Annotated in this window: 16 protein-coding genes; 5 read left to right on the top strand and 11 right to left on the bottom strand. The window is 52.5% G+C overall.

The features are described 5' to 3' along the window. The first annotated feature begins 49 nt into the window (after positions 1–49). Entirely contained in the window at positions 50–874 is an 825-nt protein-coding gene (locus AAZR23_RS16735) for an endonuclease/exonuclease/phosphatase family protein (RefSeq protein WP_434693879.1), read from the top strand. Next, positions 867–1,307, top strand: coding sequence for a hypothetical protein (locus AAZR23_RS16730; protein WP_166708793.1), 441 nt, complete (start codon positions 867–869; stop codon positions 1,305–1,307). The genes AAZR23_RS16735 and AAZR23_RS16730 overlap by 8 nt, the downstream gene beginning before the upstream one ends. A gap of 83 nt (positions 1,308–1,390) precedes the next feature. Here AAZR23_RS16730 and yigL read toward each other — a convergent pair whose 3' ends face one another. The 3 genes from yigL to recQ are packed head-to-tail and all read right to left on the bottom strand — an operon-like array spanning position 1,391 to position 5,055. Beyond that, on the bottom strand, positions 1,391–2,194 hold the full coding sequence (gene yigL, locus AAZR23_RS16725) for a sugar/pyridoxal phosphate phosphatase YigL (protein WP_025154637.1): 804 nt from the start codon (positions 2,192–2,194) through the stop codon (positions 1,391–1,393). A 21-nt stretch (positions 2,195–2,215) separates the two neighbouring features. Continuing rightward, entirely contained in the window at positions 2,216–3,217 is a 1,002-nt protein-coding gene (gene pldB / locus AAZR23_RS16720; protein ID WP_107680524.1) for a lysophospholipase L2, read from the bottom strand. Between the two features lie 11 nt (positions 3,218–3,228). After that, positions 3,229–5,055 (bottom strand): ATP-dependent DNA helicase RecQ, encoded by a 1,827-nt coding sequence (gene recQ / locus AAZR23_RS16715; RefSeq protein WP_371005411.1) that lies wholly within the window; start codon positions 5,053–5,055, stop codon positions 3,229–3,231. 367 nt (positions 5,056–5,422) lie between these two features. On the opposite strand from recQ, the gene rarD reads away from it, so the two are divergent. Continuing rightward, a complete protein-coding gene (gene rarD, locus AAZR23_RS16710) occupies positions 5,423–6,319 on the top strand; it encodes an EamA family transporter RarD (protein WP_218426965.1) in 897 nt (298 codons plus the stop codon). A gap of 52 nt (positions 6,320–6,371) precedes the next feature. Beyond that, the gene (locus tag AAZR23_RS16705; RefSeq protein ID WP_046894234.1) at positions 6,372–6,881 is read left to right on the top strand and encodes a DedA family protein; all 510 of its coding nucleotides are present in this window, start codon (positions 6,372–6,374) and stop codon (positions 6,879–6,881) included. 9 nt (positions 6,882–6,890) lie between these two features. On the opposite strand, the gene corA is transcribed toward AAZR23_RS16705, so the two are convergent. The 7 genes from corA to lptM form a co-directional block, all read right to left on the bottom strand. Continuing rightward, on the bottom strand, positions 6,891–7,841 hold the full coding sequence (corA, locus tag AAZR23_RS16700; RefSeq protein ID WP_025154632.1) for a magnesium/cobalt transporter CorA: 951 nt from the start codon (positions 7,839–7,841) through the stop codon (positions 6,891–6,893). Positions 7,842–7,953: 112 nt separating this feature from the next. Continuing rightward, complete coding sequence (gene uvrD, locus AAZR23_RS16695) at positions 7,954–10,125, bottom strand: DNA helicase II (RefSeq protein WP_052926761.1); 2,172 nt, start codon at positions 10,123–10,125, stop codon at positions 7,954–7,956. Positions 10,126–10,210: 85 nt separating this feature from the next. Then, positions 10,211–10,927 (bottom strand): 5-amino-6-(5-phospho-D-ribitylamino)uracil phosphatase YigB, encoded by a 717-nt coding sequence (yigB, locus tag AAZR23_RS16690; protein ID WP_046894232.1) that lies wholly within the window; start codon positions 10,925–10,927, stop codon positions 10,211–10,213. Further along, positions 10,927–11,844 (bottom strand): tyrosine recombinase XerC, encoded by a 918-nt coding sequence (xerC, locus tag AAZR23_RS16685; protein WP_166708796.1) that lies wholly within the window; start codon positions 11,842–11,844, stop codon positions 10,927–10,929. Before xerC ends, yigB begins: the two co-directional genes overlap by 1 nt. Beyond that, positions 11,841–12,551, bottom strand: coding sequence for a DUF484 family protein (locus AAZR23_RS16680; RefSeq protein WP_166708797.1), 711 nt, complete (start codon positions 12,549–12,551; stop codon positions 11,841–11,843). The genes xerC and AAZR23_RS16680 overlap by 4 nt, the downstream gene beginning before the upstream one ends. 24 nt (positions 12,552–12,575) lie before the next feature. Further along, positions 12,576–13,400 (bottom strand): diaminopimelate epimerase, encoded by an 825-nt coding sequence (gene dapF, locus AAZR23_RS16675; RefSeq protein ID WP_107680519.1) that lies wholly within the window; start codon positions 13,398–13,400, stop codon positions 12,576–12,578. A 44-nt stretch (positions 13,401–13,444) separates the two neighbouring features. Beyond that, on the bottom strand, positions 13,445–13,636 hold the full coding sequence (lptM, locus tag AAZR23_RS16670; RefSeq protein ID WP_046894228.1) for an LPS translocon maturation chaperone LptM: 192 nt from the start codon (positions 13,634–13,636) through the stop codon (positions 13,445–13,447). A gap of 79 nt (positions 13,637–13,715) precedes the next feature. On the opposite strand from lptM, the gene cyaY reads away from it, so the two are divergent. Further along, positions 13,716–14,033 carry an iron donor protein CyaY gene (cyaY, locus tag AAZR23_RS16665; protein ID WP_046894227.1) on the top strand — a complete coding sequence of 106 codons (318 nt, stop codon included), beginning with the start codon at positions 13,716–13,718 and terminating at the stop codon, positions 14,031–14,033. A gap of 39 nt (positions 14,034–14,072) precedes the next feature. Here cyaY and AAZR23_RS16660 read toward each other — a convergent pair whose 3' ends face one another. Further along, entirely contained in the window at positions 14,073–16,673 is a 2,601-nt protein-coding gene (locus tag AAZR23_RS16660; RefSeq protein WP_434693868.1) for a class I adenylate cyclase, read from the bottom strand. Positions 16,674–16,678: the final 5 nt, after the last annotated feature.

Below are 16,678 nucleotides of genomic sequence, written 5' to 3'. Positions count from 1 at the left end.
TTTAGGATGGTGGAATATTGGTATATCGCCACCAATACGATCCAATAAGATGAAAAAAACTGACGCTATTACTTTAGCGGGTAATTATATAACGCAGTTCATTCAGCAGCGGGATCTTGATTTTTTCGCACTGTGTGAAGTATCTGAAGATGAATCCTTCTTTCTTAACGGTCTTGCAAAAAAAGAAAATCTTACATTTATTGATCTGACCAGCCGTGTCGGACGTGTTATTATCGATATCTCTGTTATTTATAATCCTGAGAAATTATCCTACGTAGAACACACTCATCTGACAGAAAAACAGCCTGATGGAAAGTCATTACGGGCAGGTGTAAAAGTTATATTTAATGAACTGAGAAATAATGATGAGATCGTTTTTTACTTATCACACTGGCCGTCAAAACTCAGAAATAATGAATCTGTCCGCGAAAGTATTGCTACTTACATAAGAAGTGATATTAATAATATTCTCGATGAAAATATAGATGCTAAAATAATTTGCATGGGTGATTATAATGCACAACCTTACTCCTATGCATTACGTAAAAAACTCTTTGCCACCCGGGATTTTCACCTGATAGAAAAAAGAAAAAAATTACTCTTTAACCCGTTCTGGAAAATTCTGTCTGATGGTTTGTACAATAATATCGGTACTTATTACTATAATGCACCTTCCTCTAACCGGTGGTATGTATTTGATCAGATGATTTTTTCATCCTCTTTTGTGACACAAAACGACGATAATCTTAAGCTTATTATCAATAGTACAGATTGCCATAAGGTGATCGGTGACATTGACAATGCAGTCTCTGACGTGGTGTATTTAGATAACTTTGACCATTTACCTATTTTTTGCGGATTACATTATGAGTGATAACGACGATATCCTGAATTCAATTAAAAGCTCATTCCAGAGCGCATTAGATATTGTAGCGATAAAGAGAGATATTGAGAATGAGATAACTAATATAATTGGTTTAATCAAAAAATCAACCGATGATGTCGTATATGCTGAAATAGAATCATCTGAATCATTTAAAAACTCACAATTCTTTTACAAACGATTATTAAACTATGACAAAATAATAACTCTTAATAGTAATAACAACAATAAAGCATGCTATTTTCTTTGCTCATATTCATTAAATAAATCAACCGGTTTCCCAGTAGTCATAAGATATAAAAATGAAGAGTTTTCCTGCAATACCACTGGAATTTTAAAGCAAGTTTTAAAGGACATTCTGACTTCACCCGAAACAGCAATGGCTATGGCTAATTTATTTAATGGTAAAGATGCAGATTATTAATACTACCGATTATTGCAATCTGAAAGAAAAAAACCGCCGGAAGAATAACATCCGGCGGTTTTCTGTGTATCTGAATATACGATTTACTGCTGATATAACCGGCGCAGGTAATGGGCGACGGCGTCATCCGCATTAGAACCGATCACTTCCATCTCCGGCAGAATATCTTTCAGGCGCTGATGCGCTCCCGCCATAATGCAGCCTTTTCCTGCCATTTCCAGCATTTCGCGGTCATTCATACCATCACCGAAAGCGATGCAGTCATTCAGACGGTAACCCAGTGATTCTGCGACCTGCTGCAGTGCCTCACCTTTTGAGACACCGCCGGCCATCACTTCCAGGCAGCTGCGCAGCGAGAAACTGACATTCACTCTGTTACCGAAACGCACACGGATTTTTGCTTCCAGCGCGACAAGTTTCTCGTGGTCATCACAGGTGAAGTAGACTTTGCAGACCTGATCCACCGGAAAATCATTGCGATCGAACAGTTCATACATAAAAACAGATTCCTGGAAAAACTCTTTCTGTTCAGGGCTTTCCCGGTTGATCATCCAGCCGTCACCGCGGTAATAGTTGGTGAGGATATCCGGATTATCAAACTCCATCAGGCACAGCTCGCGGACCACATCCGGGTCCACATCATGGCTGAATACCAGCTCACCTTTGGTGTTGTGTACCCGCGCGCCATTGGAGGTGATCATAAACGCATCAATTCCCAGCGCATCACGGATCTGCGCCACATCCACATGATGGCGGCCGGTGGCAAAAACAAAATGCACGCCTTTATTGATGGTCAGCAGGCGGAGAGTTTCCTTGGTGTAGGGGGTTAAACTGTGGGCAGGTGATAATAATGTTCCGTCTAAATCTGAAGCAACCACATGATACATATGCAAATTCCTGAAAATTGATTAGTGGAGTCCGAAAAAATGACAAATCGCATTGAGCGCGACAGCGCGCAACGCGTCTTCTTCGAACAGGATCTCGTGATAAGCTCCCTCAAACGTCAGAGGCATATGTTCTTCTTCTTGTCCTGTCCGGGCTTTACGGCGGTTTTCGCAGAAAGCCAGCAACTCCCGATTGTCCACCACCTTATCTTCTGATGCCATCAGCACCATCAGCGGGGTGTTTATCTCTCCCGCCCGCGCAATTATCTTCTGTCCGATATCAATGCTTTCGCGTAACCAGTGATACGTGGGTCCGCCGAGACGTAAAGCAGGATAGTCAGCATAACAGCGCAGGTAACGCCGGTACCGCGGGTAGCTGTGGGTCAGCATGTTGATTAAAAACGGCAACGGCTGCCACTTCCCGGTTGATACCGCATACTCATTGCGTTCCGACGGCCGTTTATCGGCGCGGTTCACAATCATATTGGCCAGCCACATCGGCATCGGTAAATTAATGCCGAACATCGGGGCACATAACACCGCGGCACGGAAAGTATCCGGCTCGCGTAACAGATAACCGCCGAGTATCGCACTGCCCATCGAGTGTGCCAGTGCATAGCGGTACGCATAATCTTTCTCCGCCAGCGCGATTTTCGTGAACTGAGAAAAATCATCAATATAGTCGTCGAAACGTTCGACATGGCCTTTTTGCGGATCATCCAGCATCCGGCCGGAAAGCCCCTGCCCCCGGTGATCCATAATAAAGACATCAAAACCGAGGTGGAAAAAATCGTACAGCACTTCCGGATATTTGACGTAGCTTTCGCTGCGCCCGGAACTGATGACCAGCACTTTGTCATGCGCAGGATCAGTAAACTGCACATAACGGATAGTAACATCATCCGCGCCCTGAAATGTCCGCTCATCCCGCCGGTTCCAGAAATCAAGTAACGGGCCGTTAACGAAAGCCGAATACTCCGCTTCTCGTTCCAGCCAGCTTGCTTTCAGGGTGTCCGGTGGCAGCATAGGGTGCTCCTCTAGTCATCGAATCCGGTAAGATGCTCGCGGATAAGGGCCATAAATGCATCGCCGAATCGTTCCAGTTTCCGCTCTCCGACGCCATTTATCAAGAGTAAATCATTTGCCCTGACCGGGCACTGCTCCGCCATTTCAATCAGTGTGGCATCGTTAAAGACCACAAACGGCGGGATATTTTCTTCGTCAGCGATGGATTTGCGCAGCTTGCGCAGTTTCGCGAACAGTTTTTTGTCGTAATTACCACCGTAACTGCGGGCGGTCTGGCGTGGTTTGATATTCTGTATCCGTGGTACCGCAAGTTGCAGCGGAACTTCACCCCGCAGCACCGGGCGGGCGGATTCGGTTAATTGTAACGCAGAATAATTGGCAATGTTTTGCGTTATCAGCCCTAAGTGGATCAGCTGACGCAGCACACTGACCCAGTGCTCCTGGCTTTTGTCTTTACCGATACCGTAAACCGCGAGTTTATCGTGCCCGTATTCGCGGATCCGCTGGTTATTCGAGCCGCGCAGCACATCCACAATATAGCCCAGACCAAAGCGCTGTCCGGCGCGGTAGATACAGGATAACGCCTGCTGAGCCTCAAGCAGCCCGTCATACTGTTTCGGCGGATCGAGACAGATATCGCAGTTACCGCACGGCGTCTGGCGGTTCTCGCCGAAATAATTCAGTAATACCAGACGACGGCAGGTCTGAGCCTGGGCAAAAGCGCCCATCGCATTCAGTTTGTGCTGTTCGATATCTTTCTGCGGTCCGGCCGGTTTTTCATCCAGACAGCGGCGCAGCCACGCCATATCCGCCGGATCATAAAACAGAACCGCTTCCGCACTGACGCCGTCACGTCCGGCACGGCCGGTTTCCTGGTAATAGGATTCAATATTACGCGGGATATCAAAGTGCGCGACAAACCGGACGTTGGATTTGTTAATCCCCATACCAAACGCCACCGTGGCCACCACAACCTGCAAGTTGTCCTTGAGGAAGGCATCCTGAACCCATTCACGCTGTGAATTATCCAGGCCGGCATGATACGCCGCAACACTCAGTCCGCGTTTTTGCAGGCGGGCGGCGACATCTTCCACTTTATTACGGCTGTTACAGTAAATAATGCCGCACTGGCCTTTCTGACCGCGGACAAACATCCAGAGCTGATCAAACGCTTTATATTTTTCCACCAGCGTGTAACGGATATTCGGGCGGTCAAAGCTGCTGATGTGGATCAGCGGGTCGCTTAAACGCAGCCGCGAGCAGATATCAGAGCGCGTGGTGTTATCAGCAGTCGCTGTCAGGGCAATCACCGGCACACCCGGCAGATGCTGGCGTAATTCACCTATCGCGCAGTATTCCGGACGGAAATCATGACCCCATTGTGAGATACAGTGCGCTTCATCCACTGCCAGCAGCGACGGCTGCCACTGCTGTAACTGGCGGATAAAGCTGCTCATCAGCAGGCGTTCCGGCGCCACATACAACAGTTTGATGCGGTTGCTGTGACACCCTTCCAGTACCTTCTGCTGTTCCTGCGGGGTCTGCGCCGAGTTCAGATAACCGGCATCCACGCCCAGCAGGCGCAACTGATCGACCTGATCTTTCATCAGGGAAATCAGCGGTGACACCACCACTGTCAGCCCCGGCAGCATCAGTGCCGGAATCTGGTAACACAGTGATTTCCCGCCACCCGTCGGCATGACCACCAGACAATCGCGTCCGCCGGTCACGGTATCGATAATATCGGATTGTCCGGCACGGAATTGCTGATAACCAAAGACCTGGCGCAGGATAGCGTCAGCGTCGGGCAGGGTATTGATGACTTCAGCGGTAGACACGCAGCTCCTCAGGTGAAACAGAAATCCGGGCAGTGCATTCTGCCGGTGAAAAGATGCTTCTATGCTAGCTCAGTTTGCCATCAGATAACAGACTATCCGCACGGACGGTGATAATATTCGATCGGTGCTGAGTTTTTTTACGCACACCTGCTGGTGTAATTTTGTGATGCACGTTAGACTTTCACATCTTTTTAACGTCTTTACTGCTATCCGGCGTATCGCAGGCGATCACATTTTACGAATAATTAATTAATGACGTGATTAATCACGTTGTAACTATATAATTTCAAGGCGATGTGATTTCAATGTGAAAGTGATCGCACCGGCAGGTATCTTCTTTCCTTTTTTCTTTCAGACTTGGACTATCATGAGCCAGCAACAGACCGTAAAAGGCGTCCTTTGTGCTCTCGGCGCTTACTTTATCTGGGGTATTGCCCCGGTATACTTCAAAATGATCCAACAGGTACCGGCGGATGAGATCCTGACCCACCGGATTATCTGGTCATTCTTTTTTATGATCCTGCTGATCAGCGTATCACGCCAGTGGCCGCGTATCCGTCAGATTATCCGCCAGCCGAAGAAAATCATGATCCTCGCGCTGACCGCCTGTATTATCGCCTCAAACTGGCTGATCTATATCTGGGCGGTGAACCACAACCATATGCTGGAAGCGAGTCTCGGGTATTTTATTAACCCGCTGGTCAACGTTCTGTTCGGGATGCTCTTTCTCGGTGAACGTTTCCGCCGCCTGCAATGGTTTGCGGTGTGTCTCGCCTTTACCGGCGTATTGATCCAGCTCTGGCAGTTCGGCACCGTGCCGGTGATCGGGCTGAGTCTGGCCATGACATTCGGTCTGTATGGTCTGCTGCGTAAAAAGCTGGGGGTGGATGCCCAGGCGGGTATGCTGGTGGAAACCCTGTGGCTGCTGCCGGTTGCCGGTATTTATCTGCTTTTCTTCGCCAACAGCGCCACCAGCAATATGACCATGAACAGTCTGACGCTGAATCTGCTGCTGATTGCGGCCGGGATTATCACCACCGTACCGCTGCTGCTGTTTACTGAGGCCGCTAATCATCTGCGTCTCTCCACGCTCGGCTTCTTCCAGTATATCGGCCCGACCCTGATGTTTGTGCTGGCAACCACCGCGTATGGCGAGGCCATTTCCGCCGAACGGCTGATCACGTTTGCCTTTATCTGGGCGGGACTGATTGTCTTTACACTGGATGCACTTTACACCCAGCGCCACCGTTACAAAAAAGCGTGATACTCTGTAAGACAGCGCCGGGTCTGCCGGTGCTGTCTCCGGGAGGATAAACATGGATTGGATCACGCATCATCTGGCAATATTGCACAACCATCCGCTCTGGCTGCTGGCCATTCTGTTTTGTATCGCCCTGAGCAAATCCACGATTATTCTCTCATCTGTCCTGCCGCCTGCCTCCGTCATGCTGATGACCGTGGTGACTCTGGCATTTCCGGTTGTGCCGGTCGTGATTATCTGGCTGGTGATTACGCTGGGCGCGGCCTGTGGCTCAATGATTTCGTATTATCTCGGGCGTCTGATTGTCACCCGCAATTATTTTCCGGGGCTGATGGCGAAATACAAAACCGCCCTCGGCAAGGCCCAGGCACGGCTTCAGACCAGCGGATTGCTGATCCTGTTTACCTCACGGTTTATTGCGGTGCTGCGGTATCTGATCCCGATGGCCGCCGGATTACTGCGTTTCACACAAACCCGCGTGCTGGTAACCTGTCTGCTCTCTGCCGGGGTCTGGACAGCCCTTTACATGCTGATTGCAAAGGGCATTGAATTCACATTTTTCTGAGGAAGGATGTTACAGCCAGTTCTTGCGTTTGAAGTAGAGATACGGCGCGAGTGCAGCAGCAACCATCACCCCGATCGCGGCAGGATAGCCCAGCGACCAGTCAAGTTCCGGCATAAATTTGAAGTTCATCCCGTAACTGGATGCCACCAGCGTCGGCGGCAGGAACACCACGGATACCACTGAGAAGATTTTGATAATGCGGCTCTGTTCGATATTGATAAAGCCCATCGCCGCCTGCATCAGGAAGTTCACTTTCTGGAACAGGGATTCATTGTGCGGCAGCAGGGATTCAATATCGCGCAGTATTTCGCGCGCCTGCTCCAGCTGATTGGCCGGCAGACGGGTGCGGCGGACGAGGAAATTCAGCGCACGCTGCGTATCCATCAGACACAGACGGACTTTCCAGCCGATATCCTCCTGTTCGGCCAGAGCCGACAGGGCTTTATCGAACTCATCATCCTGTTTGCCTTTCATAATCGCCCGGCTGAGTGTTTCCAGATGGCTGTAGATGTTTTCGATTTCATCCGCCAGCTGCTCAATTTTGGTTTCAAACAGATCCAGCAGAATTTCATAGCCGTTGCCGTCCTGCATGGTCTGTTTGCGGGCACGCATGCGGTACAGCCGGAAAGCGGGCAGTTCCCGCTCACGCAGCGTATATAAACGCCCGTCACGCAGAGTAAATGCGACGGTGGAGTTCCCGGCGTGGTCGTCCGCATCTTCGTAATAGAAAAAGGAGTGGACGTGCAGACCGTCATCGTCCTCAAAGAAGCGTGCGGAGGCTTCGATATCGTCCAGTTCCGGACTGGTTGCCAGTTCCTGGTTAAACTGCGTCTGAATCAGCTGCCGTTCATGCTCTTCCGGCTCCGAAATATCCACCCACAGCGCATCTGTCAGGGCGTCGCCCTCTTCTAAATCAAGACGTTGCAAACGCTTATTGTCAACTTTAAATGCGCTCAGCATAGTGTGCGGCCTCCGGAAACGAAAGGAAAAGAAAAAGTGTGCGCATGTTATGCGCAGATGAAAAAGGGTGTCAACCGGTTATTCTCCGGTTAACACCTTACTCTGCGGAAGATCAGGGTTTTTCCAGTTTGGCGTAGGAGGCCACCAGCCATTTGATCCCTTCCCCCTGAAACGCTATCTGTAAGCGGGTATGTTCGCCGTTGCCTTCCATATTGATAATGGTGCCTTCACCGAATTTCGGGTGACGGACACGCTGTCCGAGGGTATATCCACTGTCATTGGCGGTGATCGGCGTACCGAGCCGCTGGTGGTTGACCGGCCGTGATACCGTGGCGCGCAGACGCACCTCTTCCACACACTCCGGCGGCAGTTCACCGATGAAACGGGACGGCCGGTGATACACCTCTTTGCCGTACAGACGACGGGTTTCGGCATAAGTCAGTGTCAGTTTCTGCATGGCACGGGTCACGCCGACATAGGCCAGACGCCGCTCTTCTTCCAGGCGCCCGCTCTCCTCCATCGACATCATGCCCGGGAACATGCCCTCTTCCACCCCGACGATAAAGACCTGCGGGAACTCCAGTCCTTTGGCGGAGTGCAGCGTCATCAGCTGAACCGCATCCTGATATCTGTCCGCCTGGCCTTCGCCGGATTCCAGCGCGGCATGGGACAGAAATGCCTGTAACGGCGTCAGCCCTTCGTCAGCATCCTGATAACTGAACTGATTGGTTGCGGTGACCAGTTCTTCTAAGTTTTCAATCCGCGCCTGGGCTTTTTCCCCTTTTTCCTGCTCATAGTGTGCCCGCAGGCCGGAATCGCGGATCACGCGGTCAGTCTGCACGTGCAACGGCATGCCGTCCGTTTCCTGTGCCAGCAGATTGATCAGCTCGAGGAAACGCCCCAGCGCAGAAGCAGCGCGCCCCGCGAGTGCTTTTTCTTCCAGCAGTACACCGCAGCTTTCCCAGAGGGTCAGCTCCCGCTCACGGGCAGTCTGACGCACCACGTCCAGGGTACGGTCACCGATCCCGCGGGTCGGGGTGTTTACCACACGCTCAAATGCCGCGTCATCATGACGGTTTGAAATCAGCCGCAGATACGCAAGAGCATCTTTGATTTCCTGGCGCTCGAAGAAGCGCTGACCGCCGTAAATGCGGTACGGCAGCGCGGCCTGCAACAGTGCCTCTTCCTGTAAACGTGACTGGGCGTTGCTGCGGTAGAGAATCGCGCAGTCCGCCAGTGCACCGCCGTTCTCGTGCCACTGTTTAATGCGTCCGACCACATAGCGTGCTTCATCCAGATCATTAAAGGCACAGTACAGGGAGATAGGTTCGCCGTCCTCGCCGTCCGTCCAGAGGTTTTTCCCCAGCCGGTCGCTGTTATGGGAGATCAGGGCGTTCGCCGCTTTCAGGATATTATTGGTGGAACGGTAGTTTTGTTCGAGACGGATGGTGGTCGCGCCGGGGAAATCTTTCAGGAAACGCTGGATATTTTCCACCTGCGCGCCGCGCCAGCCGTAGATAGACTGATCATCATCACCGACAATCATCACTTTACCGGTATCGCCCGCCAGCATACGTACCCAGGCATACTGGATGCTGTTGGTGTCCTGGAATTCGTCCACGAGGATATTGGTAAAACGATCACGATAGTGCTGTAAAATCGCCGGTTTGTTCAGCCACAGCTCATGTGCCCGCAGCAGCAGTTCGGCAAAATCCACCAGTCCCGCGCGGTCACAGGCTTCCTGATAGGCCTGGTAGATCCGCAGCCAGGTGGCTTCCACCGGGTTGCCGTAACTCTCAACGTGCTGAGGCCGCAGCCCCTCATCTTTTTTGCCGTTGATATACCAGCAGCCCTGTTTGGCCGGCCACTGTTTTTCATCGAGATTCATGGCTTTGATCAGACGGCGGATCAGGCGGATCTGATCTTCGCTGTCGAGGATCTGGAAATCCTGCGGCAGCCCGGCATCGAGGTGATGCGCGCGCAGCAGACGGTGTGCCAGGCCGTGGAATGTCCCGATCCACATCCCGCCCTCACTGGTGCCGACCAGTTCTTCAATACGGTGGCGCATTTCCGCCGCCGCCTTATTGGTAAAGGTCACTGACATCACCGAAAACGGAGAGGCGTTCTCCACTGCCAGCAGCCAGGCGATACGGTGCACCAGCACCCGGGTTTTTCCGGAACCGGCACCCGCCAGCACCAGCATGTTTGAGCGGGGAGCCGCCACCGCTTCGCGCTGTTTATCATTAAGGCTTTCAAGCAGATAAGAGACGTCCATAATTTCCATCAGTGGTTGTGCGGCAGCGCCGCGAAAGAAAAAGCGACTTCCGGACAGCCGGTTCCGGAAGAACTGGTTTTTTATACAGATAAAATTATAACAGTCCGGTTAAAGAATCCAACTGTGTAATTTCAATATGCGGCAGCAGGCGGGTTTCCGGGTCGTGATAAACATCGCGTCCGTCAAGGTTTATCCAGCAGGCCTGCATACCGCTGCACAGCGCACCTTCCACATCCGTATTCAGGTTATCACCGACATGCAGGATATTTTCTGCCGGGATGGCCAGCCGCTGCGCCGCCGTGCGGTACATATCGCAGAACGGTTTTGCACGTCCGTCCGGACCGGCTTTGAGGATAAAGGCAAAATAATCCGCCAGCCCGCATTTTTCCGGCTCCATATTACCGTTGGTGATAGCCACCAGCGGAATATTTGCCGCCAGCGCGGCCAGGGTATCATGCGTGGACTGCGGCACGTCGATACGGCTGCGCCACTGTGCGAAATGCGCCATAACCGCATCCGCCCCGGTCTGTGCACGGGCAGCGGTATAGCCGTAATGCAGGAAAAAGGTGCGCCAGGAGAGCAGACGCCAGCGGCTGACGTCATGAAAAATCTCCGGCTGCTGACGGCGGATACGATCACGGAATACATTAATGTAATCAGCCGGTAAGTCACGGAAACGCGGATCATACTGACGGATAAACGCAATCACCTCCTCCTCGGTTTTATCCATCACCGGACGATTGTCATACAGCGTGTCGTCAAGATCGAATGTCATGGCGCGGACAGGCGAAAGGGGGCGGTAGAAACGCATTACGATTTTCCTCGTTTGGCCCGCGGATGTGCAACATCATACACATTGGCAAGATGCTGAAAATCCAGATGGGTATAGATTTGCGTGGTGGACAGATTAGCATGCCCCAGCAATTCCTGCACCGCACGCAGGTCGCCGCTGGATTCCAGAATGTGTGTCGCAAAGGAGTGACGCAACTTATGCGGATTCAGATGGCTGTTCAGCCCCTGATGCAGGCCCCGGTATTCAAACCGTTTCTGCACATTGCGCGCCGAGATCCGCTTACCGCTTTTGGTGGAGATAAAAACAGCTTTATCCTCAGGATCATACAGTTCACGCAACGGAAGCCAGCGTTCCAGGCAAGCCACGGCTGTTTTGCCGAGCGGCACTTTACGCTCTTTGCTGCCCTTCCCGAGAACCCGCACCTCGCCGGTAACCAGGTCAAAATCCCCGGTATTCAGCCCGACCAGTTCCGATAAACGCAGCCCCGCGCCGTACATGACTTCCAGCATGGTGCGATCACGCACTGCCAGCGGGTCATTACCGCTGATATCCATCAGCCGGGCAATGTCATCCACATCCATATTTTTCGGCAGGTGCCGTCCCTGTTTCGGGGCGCTGACGGCTTTGGCCGGATTGGCGGGGATCAGCCCGTTACTGACCTGCCAGTCGAGAAAGGAGCGCAGGGCGGAAAGACGCAGCGCCAGGCTTGCGGGCTGCAAACCGTTACGGCGGCTTTTCGCGGCCAGCATCCGCACCGTTGCCGGTTCCAGTTGTGCCCAGCTGCGGATTTTGCTGCTGACCATCATCTCTGCCAGCGTAGTGAGCTGACGGCGGTAATTGGTAATAGTCACCGGACTTAACCGGCGCTCCACCCGCAGATACTGCAGAAACTGCTCTGCCGTGACCAGCAGGTCGTCTGCCGCACTATCCGTCATGCCAGCTCCACCCAGCGTTGCAGCAACTGCGGCAGGAAATACGCAACCTGCTCCAGCATCGCGGTGCCCATATCTTTCTGATAATGCTGTTTATCGCGGCTGACAAAAATCACCACACCGAGATCATGCTGCCCGCCCAGCAGCGACACCGATGCCGAGCCGACAAAGGCACTGTCCGGCAGTAACAGCTGTATTTCCGGTGCAGTCAGTTGCCCGAGATAGTGATTGCGGTCCCCGAAACGGGACAGGCGGATGGCTTCAAAGTGAGCACGGGATAAGGCCAGTTCCTGATGACGGAACGGCGCACCCAGCCGCCAGCTGTCGGTAAACAGACGGATTTTGGCATGGCTGAGCTTCAGCCCTTTCGCCCACTGATTGAGACGTTCGGAAAAATCATCCAGAGAGGTGGCAGAAGACAGCGACGCCAGCAGTTTCAGCAGGCGCGAGAACAAATATTCGTTTTCGCGGGCCTGTATCATCAGCTGCATCAGATCATCCGTCAGCGTGCCAATCCGCTCACGCTGGCGTCCGAGCTGCCACTCAACGAGAGACACCGCACCCTTTACCGGATGCGGGATGGTCATATCGGTGATCTGCGCGGCATTACGGATGAAAAAATCCGGATGCGCTTTCAGATACGCCAGCACCGCCGCTTCATCCGGTTCTCCGGACGGGGCGAATACGGCGGTATCCTGTTGACTGTCCATTGCTATTTATCCTCTTTATGATGATTAAAGATGGATAACACCATCATATACATGCGTGGCCGGGCCGGTCATAAACAGCGGTTTACCCTCACCCTCCCAGCTGATAAACAAAGTACCACCGGGTAAATCCACCTGCACATTTTCTGCCAGCAGACCCTGGCGTATCCCGACAGAGACCGCCGCGCAGGCACCGCTGCCGCAGGCCTGTGTTTCACCGACGCCGCGCTCATACACCCGCAGACGGATGTGATCACGTGACAGGATCTGCATAAAGCCGATATTTGCCCGTTCAGGAAAACGTTCGTGGCTCTCCAGAACCGGACCGATAACCTCAACTTCCGCCGTTTCCGTGCTTTCCACCTGGATAACACAATGCGGATTACCCATCGACACCACACCGCACAGGACAGTGCGTTCCGCGGCGCGGATAATATACGTTTTCTCTTCTTTTACCGCGCGGAACGGCACCAGCGCCGGTTCAAACTCCGGCACGCCCATGTTCACGCGGACATTATCATTATCCGCGATACTGAGCACCATACGCCCGGATTGTGTACTGACACGGATATCCCGTTTATTAGTCAGCCCTTTGAGGCGGACAAAGCGGGCAAAACAGCGTGCACCGTTGCCGCACTGTGCCACTTCGCTGCCGTCCGCGTTAAAGATGCGGTAGTGAAAATCCAGTTCCGGATCATAAGGCGCTTCCACCACCAGCAGCTGATCAAAGCCGACGCCGGTGTGCCGGTCTGCCAGACGGCAGATAAGCTCCGGTGAAAAATAGATATTCTGGGTGACGGCGTCCACCACCATAAAATCATTACCCAGGCCGTGCATTTTGGTGAACTGCATGTTCAGATCCTGTTTACGCCTCAGTAACCGGGGTTATCCGGCGGTCATTTTTGCGTTTTGCCGTTCTCAGCGTTGTCTGTCTGTACAGCAGACTGTTCCGTTGCAGGCTTATCCGCAGGAGCACTTTTTCCGGCGGCCGGCTCTTCCGGCGGGAAGTAGAGAGGGCCTTTCAGTCCGCAGCCGGACAGGGTCAGCAGCATCACGGCGGATACCGCGCAGATCATTTTTTTCTTCATTTACAGTCATGCCTGTTAATCATCGGTCAATACCCTCTATAATCGCAGTTAGATGTCGAAAAGCAAATAGGAAATGACGATGAACGATACAGAATTTCACCAGACGGCGGATGCGCTGTTGCAGGATATTGAAGCAAAATTAGATGATTACGACGGTGATGCGGATATTGACTGCGAAACCAACGGCGGTGTGATGACACTGAGCTTTGAAAACGGCTCAAAAATTATCATCAATAAGCAGGAAGCGTTTCACCAGATCTGGCTGGCTGCGCGTAACGGCGGCTATCATTTTGATCTGAAATCAGATAAATGGATTTGCGACCGCAGCGGCGGCGAGTTGTTTGCCATGCTGGCACAGGCTGTCAGTGAACAGAGCGGCGAACCGTTCAGCTTCTGAGTTGTCAGACTGACGGCACAGAAACTGTGCCGTCGCATATCAGCCGCGGTGCCCGGCAGCCTGATACTGTAACGGTCTGACATCCGAACGGAAATCAGCATGCACGGCATCACGCGCCTCTTCCGTCACTGACGGGGAGAACATCGTGCTGTGGAACGGCGTAACCTGTGTTTTACCGTCCGTTTTCAGGATCTGATAGAACTGCGGCAGATTAAAGTTGATAAAGCTGGAGCCGTACGTGAAGCGGTCATGGGAAGAGGAATAGAACCGGCTGACATCCCGGATCAGGTCTTCTTTACTGCCTTCACAGCCGGAATAGATTTCCACCCGGTTTGATTCATCCAGCACATAAATATTGAAGCCGTTATCATCACGGTTTTCAAAGAAAAACTGAATAATCCCCTCACTGGCATAACCATCCACCACATCCGGAAGATGACCGGTTTCCGTACTGATTTTTACCGGAAACCCGCGCAGTTTGTTGTTGGAGATAGCGCCGTAGAATTCAACGGCATTTTCCAGTTTCTGTACAGAGACGTTGAGACGCTCAAAGAACAGCCCCCAGGTCTGACCGGCCAGACGCAGTGCCTTAAAGCGGCCCGGATCCTGGCGGTTGGTGGTCAGCCGCAGTTCAATGCATTCAGAAACCAGCTGGCGGATACGGGTACTGATCAGCCCGCGCAGATGGCGGCTGTAACAGAAGACTTCGACACCGGACGGCGGTGCGGCATCCTGGTGCATCTTGCCGAGAATCGTTTTCAGGGCTTCCAGCACAGACTGTTCACCGCTGAAATGCAGTGTGCGCACTTCATTCCAGGAGTTGCGGTACAGCAGATCAATACTGCCGACCAGGCATCTCTGCTCCTGCCCGAAGCTGAACACATCCAGCTTGCTCATATCAAAATGCACAACCTGCTCGGCGAAACCGGCGGTCGGGTCCTGCTCCAGGTTGACAATAATTGCCAGATGACGAATTTCACACGGGCTGTACAGCGCACGCGGTGTCGGGGCAGGCAGACGGATAGGGAAATTCTGAGACACATCATGCACCAGCTCGTGCAGTTTCTGTTCGTCACAGTGTGACTCACCGTTGTGAATATAGACGCGCGTTCTGTCTGTCAGCAGGCCGTTGAAGTAAGTCCAGGACACCAGCTTATTCAGATAACGGTTATATTCCAGCGGCTGATGGCCGATGATCGTGTGGATAGTCGGCGCCTGATTATACAGATACCAGCCGCTGCGGTTGGCCCGGCCCGGCGGGACATAAATAAAGGTCAGATTCTCTTCTGACAGATCCGGCGAAATCTGCGGATTCACCAGGGTGACTTTCCCCGGCAGCGCCTCAAAGGCAGCATACAGTTTTCGTGTCAGCACACCGATATCCTGCGGACTGGCGCTGACACTCAGATTATTACGGCGCGCAAAGCGGATAAGGTTACGGTAGCTCTGCATCATGGTGTCGAGCAGCTCATTATGTGCATCCCGCACCTGCTCAATTTTCCACGAATTCCGGCGATCCAGCACAGACAACCGCTCCGGGGACCAGCCCCAGCCTTTCACCATCTCGGATAACACCTGACAACGCCAGCCGCAGCAACCGCAGGACGCACGTTCACTGACATCCGCAGGCGGCTTTTCACACACTTTCAGGTAGAAGCAGCGGCGGATCAGATCAAGACGGGTTTCATCATTGATGGCTTTCAGATAGCGGGTAACACGGTCAAGCATCATGGCGTAAGAATCAAGCCCGTGATGGACAATCTCACCGGCATGCAGATGCTTTTTAAACTCGGTTGCCAGAAGCTGTCCGTTCGGGTAATCCCACGAATACGCTTCCAGCAGTAAACTTTTGATCACGGCTTTATAAGGGGAATCCACACTCTTATAGAGCTGCCACAGGCTGGCACCGAAGTACTCTTCCGCGGACAACTCACCCAGCCCGCCCAGATCCAGCCACTCATTCGGGGTTAATACACCCTGCGCATAAAGGGAAAGAACATATTCATCATAGTGATGTTCTTCCTCTGCCGGCACCATGGTCCACAGCAGACGCTTACCGGCCATCCGCACAGCGGTCCGGTAAAATTCATCGAGCAGTAAAATATGCTGGGTCGAGCCGCAGTCCTCACCGTTGAGGCTGCCGCTGGCATTGTGGCGAAACCGGTTTTCATCAATCAGGAAGAACGTGACATCAATACCTTTTGCCGCCGCCCACTCTTCAATCAGTGTGCATTTGCGGCGCAGATTCTGTTTTTCATCGTGGTCAAGCCAGGACTGATGACAGACCCAGATATCGAGATCAGAAGAGTGGCTCTGGCCGACAGACGATGTGCTGCCCATAGAATAGATACCGGTAATCGGTAATTCACCGCCGGCATTGCACGGCAGACACTCTCCGTGCTGACGGGAAAACTCCGCCAGCCAGTGTGACTGTTCATCATCGGACGCCCAGAAACAGACACCGTGCGGCACATTACCCGGCACATAGCCCGGCATATCCGGATGGTGATGGTGCAACAGTACCGGCAACAGACTGTACACGTCTTTAAACGCACGACTCATCCCGATGGTCGCGCGCTCTGATCTGAGCTGATTTATTGCATCCAAACGCTGCTTGAGTGTTTCAATATAAAGATACAAAGGAT

Origin of the sequence: Morganella sp. Je.2.23, assembly GCF_051129855.1 — a bacterium.
GTDB classification, from domain to species: domain Bacteria; phylum Pseudomonadota; class Gammaproteobacteria; order Enterobacterales; family Enterobacteriaceae; genus Morganella; species Morganella sibonii.
Note: the sequence above shows the minus strand (reverse complement) of the source record. Positions and strands in the feature narration are given on the sequence as shown.